The 11,875-nt window shown below is 46.1% G+C and carries 11 protein-coding genes; 8 read left to right on the top strand and 3 right to left on the bottom strand.

Annotation, left to right across the window (positions count from 1 at the left end; translation table 11 throughout):
- The first annotated feature begins 51 nt into the window (after nt 1–51).
- The 4 genes from M3085_RS05850 (at nt 52) to pfkA (ending at nt 4,225) form a co-directional block, all read left to right on the top strand.
- Complete coding sequence (locus tag M3085_RS05850) at nt 52–921, top strand: AraC family transcriptional regulator (protein WP_249052507.1); 870 nt, start codon at nt 52–54, stop codon at nt 919–921.
- A 4-nt stretch (nt 922–925) separates the two neighbouring features.
- On the top strand, nt 926–2,356 hold the full coding sequence (locus M3085_RS05845; protein WP_249052506.1) for a phosphotransferase: 1,431 nt from the start codon (nt 926–928) through the stop codon (nt 2,354–2,356).
- The gene (locus tag M3085_RS05840; protein WP_204499253.1) at nt 2,353–3,093 is read left to right on the top strand and encodes a nucleotidyltransferase family protein; all 741 of its coding nucleotides are present in this window, start codon (nt 2,353–2,355) and stop codon (nt 3,091–3,093) included. The genes M3085_RS05845 and M3085_RS05840 overlap by 4 nt, the downstream gene beginning before the upstream one ends.
- Before the next feature lie 154 nt (nt 3,094–3,247).
- Nucleotides 3,248–4,225, top strand: coding sequence for a 6-phosphofructokinase (gene pfkA, locus M3085_RS05835; RefSeq protein ID WP_191709679.1), 978 nt, complete (start codon nt 3,248–3,250; stop codon nt 4,223–4,225).
- A gap of 118 nt (nt 4,226–4,343) precedes the next feature.
- Here pfkA and M3085_RS05830 read toward each other — a convergent pair whose 3' ends face one another.
- The 3 genes from M3085_RS05830 to M3085_RS05820 all read right to left on the bottom strand — a co-directional run bounded on the left by M3085_RS05830 (nt 4,344) and on the right by M3085_RS05820 (nt 6,900).
- Nucleotides 4,344–5,339 (bottom strand): DUF4435 domain-containing protein, encoded by a 996-nt coding sequence (locus M3085_RS05830; protein WP_178257155.1) that lies wholly within the window; start codon nt 5,337–5,339, stop codon nt 4,344–4,346.
- Nucleotides 5,340–5,348: 9 nt separating this feature from the next.
- Complete coding sequence (locus tag M3085_RS05825) at nt 5,349–6,173, bottom strand: AAA family ATPase (protein ID WP_178257154.1); 825 nt, start codon at nt 6,171–6,173, stop codon at nt 5,349–5,351.
- Nucleotides 6,174–6,516: 343 nt separating this feature from the next.
- Nucleotides 6,517–6,900, bottom strand: coding sequence for a DUF3127 domain-containing protein (locus M3085_RS05820; protein ID WP_178257153.1), 384 nt, complete (start codon nt 6,898–6,900; stop codon nt 6,517–6,519).
- 191 nt (nt 6,901–7,091) lie between these two features.
- Here M3085_RS05820 and dnaN point away from each other — a divergent pair, with 191 nt between their 5' ends.
- Genes dnaN through recN form a run of 4 tightly spaced genes read left to right on the top strand, consistent with a single transcriptional unit; the run spans nt 7,092 to nt 11,871 of the window.
- Complete coding sequence (dnaN, locus tag M3085_RS05815; RefSeq protein WP_178257152.1) at nt 7,092–8,216, top strand: DNA polymerase III subunit beta; 1,125 nt, start codon at nt 7,092–7,094, stop codon at nt 8,214–8,216.
- An 8-nt stretch (nt 8,217–8,224) separates the two neighbouring features.
- Nucleotides 8,225–9,001, top strand: a complete 777-nt coding sequence (locus M3085_RS05810) for a 3'-5' exonuclease (protein ID WP_178257151.1) — start codon at nt 8,225–8,227, stop codon at nt 8,999–9,001.
- Nucleotides 9,001–10,191, top strand: coding sequence for a bifunctional phosphopantothenoylcysteine decarboxylase/phosphopantothenate--cysteine ligase CoaBC (coaBC, locus tag M3085_RS05805; RefSeq protein WP_249052527.1), 1,191 nt, complete (start codon nt 9,001–9,003; stop codon nt 10,189–10,191). Before M3085_RS05810 ends, coaBC begins: the two co-directional genes overlap by 1 nt.
- 9 nt (nt 10,192–10,200) lie before the next feature.
- Nucleotides 10,201–11,871, top strand: a complete 1,671-nt coding sequence (gene recN / locus M3085_RS05800) for a DNA repair protein RecN (protein WP_178257150.1) — start codon at nt 10,201–10,203, stop codon at nt 11,869–11,871.
- The last annotated feature ends 4 nt before the right edge of the window (nt 11,872–11,875 follow it).

Below are 11,875 nucleotides of genomic sequence, written 5' to 3'. Positions count from 1 at the left end.
TACAAACGGTAGTACGCTGATTTTTGCAAAAGATTTGCGTATTTTTGCAACATGAAGAAAATATTAAACGAACAAATAGCCGTCACCGATGCCAACCCGATACGCGCCCGCTTCTATTGCTACCCGCGTTTCACTTATCCGTGGCACTTCCACAGCGAATATGAACTGATGTATGTGGAATGCGGACACGGACAATGCTTGGTGGGAGACAGCATCATTGACTTTCAAGAAGGCGACGTTATCTTGTTCGGTTCGGAACTCCCCCACTGTATGCAGAGCGCTCCGGAATATGGCACGGATGAACAACTCTACGTGAAAGGCGTAAACATCCAGTTCGAAAAAGACTTCATGCAATACTCTTTTTCCCACTACATCCAATTCACTTCCATACGCAACCTGCTGGAAGACGCTCATCGGGGAATCTCTTTTTCGTTACGCCAAGCCCCTCACACGGTAGAAATGCTCAACCTAATACCTCAGACACAGGGCGTAGACCAGATTGTTTTAATACTTTCTCTCTTACAGGCATTGGCTTCATTTCCACAGAAACAATATGCAGCTTCACCTAATTATCTGCTCACGCCTTCTTTGTTTTCAAATAAAAAGATGGAGCGTGTCATTTCGTACCTCAACAAGCGGTACACACAGCCTGTCAGTTTAAACGAGATAGCCTCGTTCACTGCCATGAATCCGGCTGCTTTCTGTCGCTATTTCAAGGAACATACAGGGAAAACCTTCAAACAATACATCCTTGAAATGCGAATCGGATATGCCTGCAAGCTCTTGGCTGCCGACCGGCTAAATATCTCGCAAATCAGTTTAGAATGTGGATTTGAATCAATCGCACCTTTTAATCGCAGTTTTAAGAAAATAACAGGGCTTACCCCTACTCAATATAAAGAAAAAGTAAATACCTTATAAATATATGGAATCTTTAGGAACACTTTACCAAAACCATACCGGATATGCCCCCGATGCAATGACACCGTTATCCGGAGCCGGTTCGAACCGAAAATATTTCAGGCTCACAGGCAAACGGACGCTCATCGGGGTATGTGGAACTTCAAAAGAAGAAAATCATGCTTTTATCTGCATGGCTAAACATTTCCGACAAAAAGGTATCCCCGTACCGGAAGTGTGTGCTGTATCTGCCGACGGGATGAATTACCTGCAAGAAGATTTAGGCGACACCCAGCTCTTCCAACTCATCAAAAGCAACGGACTGTGTGACTACACAAAACTGTTATTAAGACAAACCATCCGTCTGTTACCCCGTATTCAGTTCGAAGGTGCCGAAGGAATGGATTTCAGTGTATGTTATCCGCAAGCATCATTCGACCGCCGCTGTATTTTTTGGGATTTGAATTACTTTAAATATTGTTTTCTGAAGCCGTCGGGGGTAGAGTTTCAGGAAAGTCTGCTGGAAGATGACTTTGAACGTATGGCAAACATCTTGCTTACCGCTCCGGCAAATACATTTATGTATCGCGACTTTCAGAGTAGGAATGTAATGATAAAAGATGGGAAACCTTACTTTATCGACTTTCAAGGAGGACGCAAAGGGAGTTTTTATTACGACGTTGCTTCTTTTCTTTGGCAAGCAAAAGCGAATTTTCCGGACAGCCTGCGTCAAGAGTTAATCGGAGAATACCGAGAGGCACTTCAAGCATTTTACAGAGTGGATGAGGCTGACTTTTCAAATACGTTGCGCCATTTTGTCTTATTCCGTACCTTGCAAGTACTCGGTGCTTACGGATTTCGGGGAAATTTTGAGAAAAAGGCGCATTTTATAGAAAGTATTCCGTATGCTCTCGCTAATCTGAACGTGCTGCTGGATGAGGGATTCGGCGAATATCCTTATCTCTGCAAGGTATTGCGGAAACTTTGTGAAGTTGGAAATGTGGAAGCGAAATCCCAACCTTCCGCTGATGTTCCGCAACCTAAATCGCTTACGGTCACAGTCATGAGCTTTTCATATAGGAAAGGAATCCCGGCAGACGAGAGTGGAAACGGTGGAGGATATGTATTCGACTGCCGAGCGATACATAATCCCGGACGATATGATGCGTACAAACAACTAACCGGACGTGATGCCGCTGTTATCGGTTTCTTGGAAAACGATGGGGAAATTCTCCGATTTCTGGAACATGCAGACGCACTGGTGGATATGCATGTGGCGCGTTATTTGGAGCGCGGCTTTACTCACCTGTCTGTATACTTCGGATGCACAGGCGGACAACACCGTTCCGTGTATGCGGCTCAGCATGTAGCCGAACATCTTAACCGTAAATTCGGGGTGAGAATACATTTGATTCACCGGGAACAAAACATCGAACAAACATTTGAAGCCCTATGAAAGCCATGATATTTGCCGCCGGATTAGGAACGCGGCTGAAACCTTTGACTGATCATACGCCCAAAGCATTGGTTCCGGTCAACGGACGCCCCATGTTGGAACACGTTATCTTGAAACTCAAAGCGGCAGGATGTACCGAGGCGGTGGTGAACGTTCATCACTTCGGACAACAAATTATTGATTTCTTACATGCTAACCAGAACTTCGGTATCACAATTCATATCAGCGACGAACGCAATGAGTTGCTCGATACGGGCGGAGGAATCAAAAAAGCATCTTCTTTCTTTTCGGGAACAGCTCCTTTTTTGGTGCATAATGTAGACATACTTTCGGATGTCGATTTAAAAGCTTTGTATGATTTTCACCTGCAAAGCGGAAACGATGCTACCTTGTTGGTGAGTCCGCGCGAAACCTCCCGCTATTTATTGTTCGATACAAACATTCGTCTGTGCGGATGGCTGAACAAGCTGACCGGACAAACCAAACCTGCCGGCTTCATATACCGCCATGATATATATAATGAATATGCTTTCAGCGGCATACACGTGGTTTCGCCTTCGCTTTTCCGCTATATGGATAACCAGTGGGAAGGTAAGTTTCCCATCATGGATTTCTATCTGCAAACTTGCAAAGAAGCCCGGATTGGCGGATACCTTGTCACCGGCCTGCAACTGATTGACATCGGCAAGCCCGACACTTTGGCGCAAGCGGCGGCTTTCCTGAAACGGATGTCGTAAATGACAGAATGTCGGCTGGGCAAGGCGTTTTATTTTTAAATACTGCAAAAAGGGTTAACTTTCGAAAACGTAACACAGGCGTGGACTTATTTTTGTAAGCCGTTTAGCGAGCCCTGAAAAAGTGGGGCTAATTACTAACTAAACTAAACTGATTATGAAAGAAGGCTACATTGGTATTTTAACATCCGGAGGAGATGCTTCGGGGATGAATGCTACAATTCGTGCCATTACCCGCAGCGCCATTTGCAACGGTTACAAGGTGAAAGGTATCTACCGGGGATATGAGGGACTGATTAACGATGAAATACGCGAACTTACCACTGAGGATGTAAGCAATATCATTCAGCGTGGAGGTACTATCCTGAAAACAGCGCGCTCTAAAGATTTTGAAACGGCTGAAGGACGGGAAAAAGCGTACGAAGTAATGCAAAAAGAAAAAATACATACCTTATTCATCATCGGAGGAGACGGTTCACTGACGGGGGCAAGAATCTTTGCACAAGAATACGATGTTCCGTGCATCGGACTGCCGGGGACCATCGACAACGATTTGTGGGGTACAGACTTGACCATCGGCTACGATACGGCGCTTAACACAATCGTGGAATGTGTGGATAAGATTCGTGACACGGCTACCTCGCACGAACGGATTTTCTTCGTGGAAGTTATGGGACGGGATGCCGGATTTCTGGCTCAAAACAGTGCCATCGCTTCAGGGGCGGAAGCTGCAATCATACCGGAAGACCAGACGGATACCGACCAACTGGAAGAGTTCATCAAACGTGGATTCCGAAAGACCAAGAACAGCAGTATTGTCATCGTAACAGAAAGCCCCACGGGAAAGGGAGCAAACTATTACGCTGAACGTGTCAAGAAAGAATATCCGCAATACGATGTTAGGGTTACAATATTAGGACATCTGCAACGGGGTGGATCGCCCAGCGCAGGCGACCGCATCTTGGCAAGCAGATTGGGATGTGCCGCTATTCAGGCGATGATGGAAGGGCAACGGAACGTCATGATAGGCATACGAAACGACAAAGTGGTTTATGTTCCTTTTGCCGAAGCCATAAAAAAGAATAAACCCATCGACAAAAGTCTGATTACGGTTCTGAACGAGTTGTCTATCTGACTTCTTATCGCTTACAGATAACAAACAACACGGATTGTGTGGAACAAGTTACGGAGAGTAAACCTGTCCGTCAACGGCAAAACGACACACAGTCCGTGTTTTTTTATGGTCCGACCATTCAACTGATTTTCAAAAGTTTCTTTACGTCTTTCTGTATTTTTTTATACAGCGGAGAGTTTTTATAATTCGTATTCTTACGAATCACCACATCTACCCCCAAGAGGCTGCGCTGGTAACTGGTCAGTTCGTTTTGAAGCTGCATTTCGTGAAGCGCCAAGCGCTGAATTTGCTCCTCGCGCTCCCGACGCAAAATCGTACAGACGGGCAGCAGCAGGCGCATCACCACATTATCCATAATATGATGTCCCTGAATAAACATATAAGTGTTTTCAGGATAAACGCCAAGCTCTTTCAGTTCTTCTTTCAGACTTTCTATTTCGCCAAGTGCATGGGCATGGCGGTGCTCAAGTTCTTTCAACTTGCGCCTTACACGCTTTTCCATAATCTGAAGGCTGGTTTCGGGATGACGTGTGCTTACTTGCTCCAGTCTTACAAAAGCACAAAAGTCGAGCAGCGAGAACTCTGAAAGATGCTTGTTTCGATAGAACCATACCGACCAGACGAACAAGGGATAGGCTATTTCGGAATACAGTTTCATAAACGCCGGAAAATCAATTATCTGACGGTCGTTAAGAGTAGCCATTACGCACACTTCGTGTAATCCCTCGGCGTAACAATGATAATTTTCGATGGCGTAAGCATAGGTCTGGAGTACGAAAGGACATTCAAGCATGTAGCGTGAAGTCTGCGTCCGTCCCTGCAACAGATAATCGTAATCACTGTCTACACAAGCTATCATATTTTCGCCCAACTGCTTTCCCAAATGGTTCATCAGCACGGTTTTCTTCCCTTTCGCCAGTGTATCCCGCGAGGGCAGCATCACTTCAAAATAACGGGTATCGTCTTCAAATTCAGCTAACAGGGAACGCCAGAAAGAAACATCATCGTAACTTTCCACGTAGGCTACGATTTTCTTCCTTGTACGTTTAGGCTTCAGGCTGTTGGCAGCTCCGATATACAGGGAAGACAGGTTGTCAGTCAATCTTTTTCCCATAGCTGTTGTTTAATGGGTTGTAATGTCGCTCACTTCGGTTACGGCATCAATCCATCCGTTCATGATTACCGCCGGCGAATGAGTGGTCAGAATAATTTGCACGTTGGGGTTAAGGCTGCGTATCAACGAAATCAGCCGTTGCTGCCATTCTACGTGGAGAGAAATTTCAGGCTCATCCATAAATAAGGCAAAAGGCTGGTTATCTTGCACCAACACGGTAAGCAAGATTACGAGCATCTGTTTCTCGCCCGAAGAAAGCTGGTAAGGAGTCAACACGTCGCCGTCTTGCTCAAACTGTATTTCGTTGCTCTTACGGATGATTTTCTTCCCCGTTTCGCTGAACAAATCGTCTATCATATCCTGAAATTCGGTTTTCGGACGAGACACCTGTGCGGCGCGGGCTTGGTCTTCAATCACCCCGCTGGTAAGCAACTCGATGATGCGGTTGCCGATGTTCACCTGATAATCCAGATAACGGCGCTGCAACTGGTAAAGCTGCCAGTCGAGTTCGGTTTTTACATTCTGGTTTCCTATCTTTTCCAGCAAGCCGGAACTGATAAGCGGGCGGTCGAAACTCCGTATCACGTCGAAATGGATATAAGTAGCGTCTTCGGGCGAGAAAATAAACGACACACCCGGCTGGACGCCATTGGTTAATGCGCCCCCTTCAAGGGCGTTAAGGCTTAAAACCGACTTGTTGAGGATTGTACTTTTGCCGATGCCATTCACTCCGCTCAGGATATTAACATCGGCACGTAAATTCCACGAAATATTTTTTCGTCCCCACAAACCTTTTATCTCAATGCGTTTAATGTAATCAGCCTGTTTCTTCATGACTTTGTATTTTTATTCTGAAAACCAAATATACTGATTTTAACGGATAATCTGCCTTGAGGGGATTTAAATTTTATCAAAAACAAGAAGAAAAATTCTATTCGGACAACCCACCGACGCATCCGCATGTGTTCACTTACATTAGCCGAAAAGTCACCGTGTTCTACCGCAAGCGTTTTTGCCGCTAAAAGCTGTCTCATAAACCGCTGGTAATCAAGGCTGGCTTCATTACAAGAAAAAAACCGCCGCCATACGAAAAAAGGGACAAAAATCCGAGAAGCATCGGATAGGTACTTCTCGGATTTTTGTCCCTTTCGGATAAGAGGACGATTAAGAACGAGTATCAGAACGGCAGGTCGTCTTTATCGTCCGTAGCAGAAAAATCGACCGGTGCCGACGGAGCTGCATTAACCGGCGGGAAAGGAGGCGTAACGGGAGGCATTTGTGCCGCATCTGCCGATACACGTTCCACTTTCCATGCACGAATACTGTTAAACCAGCGTCCTTGCCATTCGCGTGCGTCGATGTCGAACGAAACATTCAGTTCCTCTCCTACTTGGATATTGAATTGCTGTATTTTATCTGCGCCAAACACATCGAAACACATACGGCGGGGATATTGGTCGTGGGTTTCGATTACGTATTCCTGCACCTTCCATTCGTTTCCGTTTTTAGAAATTCCGCCTCTCGGTTCGAGAACGGCTATCACTCTTCCTTGTAATTCCATTACTTGTCTTTATTTATATCTGTTAAATATTGATGTTTTGTCTCGGTTGTAAAAAAATCGGTTACGAAATTACACTTTTCCGAAAAAGCAAACTAATTTTTCGGTGTTTTTTTGTGCTGCTTCTGCAATCTTTTCGTAACTTTGGCAGTTAATTGAAAGAAATATTATAATAAACATATCAAAACAAACCTATGAAGTTTATTGTTTCAAGTACCGCTTTATTCAGCCACTTACAGGCTATCAGCCGCGTTATCAACTCAAAAAACTCATTGCCTATACTGGATTGTTTCTTGATGGAAATGCAAGACGGAACATTAACGATGACAGCTTCGGATAATGAAACCACCTTATGTACTTCCATCGAGGCAAACGAATTTTCGGGCGACGGACGCTTTGCCGTTTCATCCAAAACCCTGCTGGAAGCATTGAAAGAAATCCCCGAACAGCCCTTGAGCTTCGATATAAATCCGAGCAGTCTGGAAATTACCATCCAATATCAGAACGGGCAATATAACTTAATGGGACAAAACGCCGATGAATACCCTCAAGCTCAAAACTTGGGAGGAAACACCGTTGAAGTCACCATTGGAGCTGATGTGTTGAACGTGGGTGTAAACCGCACGTTTTTTGCGACAGCCGATGATGAGTTGCGCCCGGTAATGAACGGTATTTATTTCGATATAACTACCGAAGATATCACGATAGTGGCATCAGACGGACACAAGTTGGTGCGCTACAAGACTTATGCGGCACACGGCGATGAAAAGGCTGCCTTCATTCTTCCTAAAAAGCCTGCCAACCTGCTGAAAAACTTATTGCCGAAAGAGCAAGGCGATGTGAAAATCAGCTTCGATGACCGCAATGCCACGTTCGTACTCGAAAATTACTGCATGACATGCCGCCTGATAGAAGGACGTTACCCGAATTACAATTCCGTAATTCCGCAGAACAATCCGCACAAGGCTACTATCGACCGCACCATGTTTATCAGTGCGTTACGGCGTGTATCGGTATTTTCTTCTCAGGCAAGCAGCCTCATCAAGTTAAGTCTCTCAGACAACTTGATGAAAATTTCTGCACAGGATATTGATTTCTCTACTTCGGCAGAAGAAACGACAATCTGCCAGTATGACGGGAATCCGATGAGCATCGGCTTCAAATCGTCGTTCCTGATAGACATACTGAACAGCATGTCTTCTACCAATGTAATAATCGAACTGGCAGACCCGTCGCGTGCAGGAGTCATCGTACCCGAAGAGCAGGAAGAGAATGAAGATTTGCTGATGTTGCTCATGCCCATGATGTTAAACGACTAAAATAAGAAATGAAACTGAACTTAAAAAATCCGTTGGTATTCTTCGATTTGGAAACAACGGGAACCAATATAAATACCGACCGCATCGTGGAAATCTGTTACCTGAAGGTTTACCCCAACGGTAACGAAGAGTCTAAGACGATGCGCATCAATCCGGAAATGCACATACCGGAAGCCTCGTCTGCCGTTCACGGAATTTACGATGCGGATGTGGCAGACTGTCCTACCTTCAAGGAAGTGGCAAAGAGCATTGCCAACGACATTGAGGGTGCAGACATCGCCGGATTTAACTCCAACCGTTTCGATGTCCCCGTACTGGTAGAGGAGTTTCTGCGTGCGGGAATCGACATCGACCTGACCAAACGGAAGTTTATCGACGTGCAGGTAATTTATCACAAGCTGGAGCAGCGTACGCTTTCGGCTGCCTATAAGTTTTACTGCGGAAAGAATCTGGAAGACGCGCATACAGCCGAAGCCGACACACGGGCTACTTACGAAGTGTTGAAGGCTCAGCTCGACCGTTATCCCGAGGTTCTGGAAAACGACATTAATTTCCTCTCAGAGTATTCAACATACAGCAAGAACGTAGACTTTGCCGGACGCATCGTGTACGATGATAACGGCGTGGAGGTTTTCAATTTCGGCAAATACAAGGGAATCCCTGTATCCGAAGTATTAAAACGCGACATGGGTTATTACGGATGGATAATGAATGGCGATTTCACCCTGAACACCAAAAACGTACTGACTAAAATCCGTTTACGCGAAAGCAATCTGATGAAATGATGAAAGGAAAGAAAATCGTATTGGGAATAACGGGTAGCATTGCTGCGTACAAGGCTGCCGTACTGACACGAGGCCTGATAAAAAAAGGTGCGGAAGTGCAAATCGTCATAACTCCGGCGGGAAAGGAATTTATTACTCCCATCACGCTTTCGGCACTGACCAGCAAGCCGGTCATCAGCGAGTTTTTTGCGCAGCGCGACGGAACGTGGCACAGCCATGTCGACCTCGGATTGTGGGCCGACGCAATGGTCATTGCCCCGGCTACGGCGTCTACCATCGGCAAGATGGCGCACGGCATAGCCGACAACATGCTGGTAACTACCTACCTCTCGATGAAAGCTCCCGTGTTCATTGCTCCGGCGATGGACTTGGATATGTTTGCCCATCCGTCGACCCAGCATAACTTAGATATTCTCCGTTCGTACGGAAATCATATCATCGAACCGGCTTCGGGCGAACTTGCAAGTCACCTTGTAGGTAAAGGCCGCATGGAAGAACCGGAAAAAATAATAGAGGTGCTGGAAGCGTTTTTTTCGCGCCGGCAAGACCTGCAAGGGAAAAAAGTCATGATTACTGCCGGACCTACATACGAAAAGATAGACCCGGTACGTTTCATCGGTAACCATTCGTCGGGTAAAATGGGATATGCTCTCGCCGAAGCCTGCGCGGAACGCGGAGCGGAAGTAACGCTGGTAAGCGGTCCGGTAAACCGAGAGGTGATTCATCCCAACATCAAACGCATCAACGTGGAAAGTGCTGCCGAGATGTACCAAGCTGCGATAGAGAATTACGAAGATGCCGATGCCGGTATCTTATGTGCAGCCGTGGCAGACTTTACTCCGGAGGTGACAGCCGAGCAAAAGATTAAACGTGAAAAAGACGACCTGATACTCCGGTTGAAGCCTACGCAAGACATAGCTGCGGCACTGGGTAAACAGAAACGCCCGGAACAACGATTGGTAGGATTCGCATTGGAAACCAACGATGAAGTAAGCCATGCGCAAGACAAACTGAAACGCAAGAACTTTGATTTCATTGTACTGAATTCACTGAACGATAAAGGGGCGGGATTCCGCTGCGATACGAATAAAATAGCCATCATCGACCGTGACGGCATAACGGCTTATCCGCTGAAACCGAAAACGGAAGTGGCTACCGATATAATCGACAAACTGGTAACTTTATTTTAACGCTACGCTATGTTACAGTCTATCTACATACAGAACTATGCGCTTATTGACAAGCTGAATATCGACTTTACGCCCGGCTTTTCCGTTATTACCGGAGAAACAGGGGCGGGAAAGTCTATCATTCTCGGTGCCATCGGCTTGCTGTTAGGGCAACGTGCAGATGTGAAAGCCATAAAAAACGGGGCAACCAAATGTATCGTAGAAGCACGTTTCGTAATTGCATCCTACGGCATGGAGCATTTCTTCATGGAAAACGACATTGAGTTTGACCCGGAAGAATGTATCCTGCGCCGTGAAGTATCAGCCAATGGCAAGAGTCGTGCGTTTATCAACGATACACCGGCATCGTTGGCCCAAATGAAAATTTTAGGCGAGAAGCTGATAGACGTACACAGCCAGCATCAGAATCTTCTGTTGAACAAAGAAGGATTCCAACTGAATATATTGGACATTTTGGCGCAAGATGATAACGACTTGTCTGCTTATCAGAAAGTGTATCATGACTACAAACAGATTTGCCGGGGGTTAGAGGAATTTATCGCTCAGGCAGAGAAGAGCAAGCAAGACGAAGATTATATCCGTTTCCAATTGGAGCAGTTGGAAGAAGCCGGACTGAAGGAAAACGAACAGGCGGAACTGGAAAAGGAATCGGAGACGTTGAGTCATGCCGAAGATATCAAAGCCGGACTGTATAAGGCTGAACAGCTTATCAATGGCGATGAAGGCGGTACGCTGGCGCTGGCTAAGGAATGTGAACAGACACTGCAATCCATCTCCCGCGTGTATGCTCCGGCACAGGAATGGATAGAACGCCTGAACAGTTGTTACATTGAGCTGAAGGATTTGGCACACGAAATTGCCGGAGCGCAGGAGGAAATAGAATTCAACCCGTCGCGCTTGGATTACGTGAACGAACGGCTGAATTTAATTTATTCCCTGCAACAGAAACACCATGTCAAGACTGTAGAAGAGCTTATTGCTTTAGCGGATAAGTATCGGGAACAATTAAACACCATCACTTCGTTCGATGACCGTATTGCCGAGCTGAATAAGGAAAAGGATAAGCTGTATGCGCAGGTAACACAACAAGCGAAACGCTTAACCGAACTCCGTACAGGCTCTGCACGCTACATCGAAACGCAGATGAAATCGCTGCTTGTTCCGCTAGGGATGCCCAATGTACGTTTTGCGGTAGAAATGACGCTGCGCAAAGAGCCTGATGCCAAAGGTATGGACAGTGTTACTTTTCTCTTTTCCGCCAACAAGAACGGCACGCTGCAAAACGTTGCGTCTATTGCTTCGGGTGGAGAAATTGCCCGAGTGATGCTTTCACTGAAAGCGATGATAGCCGGAGCGGTCAAGTTGCCAACCATTATTTTCGACGAAATAGATACGGGGGTTTCCGGCTCGATAGCCGAGAAGATGGCGCTTATCATGCAAGACATGGGGAAACAGAACCGGCAGGTTATCAGCATTACCCACTTGCCTCAGATAGCTGCACGCGGAAGTGCACACTACAAAGTATATAAAGAAGATACCGAAACGGGAACAAACAGCTACATCCGCCGACTGAGTGATGACGAACGGGTCTGCGAGATTGCCAACATGCTGAGCGGAACGACCATGACTGAGGCTGCAATGAATAACGCACGCGCTTTGTTGGGATTCCCGAACAACTAATTAC

Origin of the sequence: Bacteroides caecicola, assembly GCF_023337095.1 — a bacterium.
Taxonomy (GTDB): Bacteria; Bacteroidota; Bacteroidia; order Bacteroidales; family Bacteroidaceae; genus Phocaeicola; species Phocaeicola gallinarum.
This window is presented reverse-complemented; position numbering and strand designations above follow the sequence as displayed.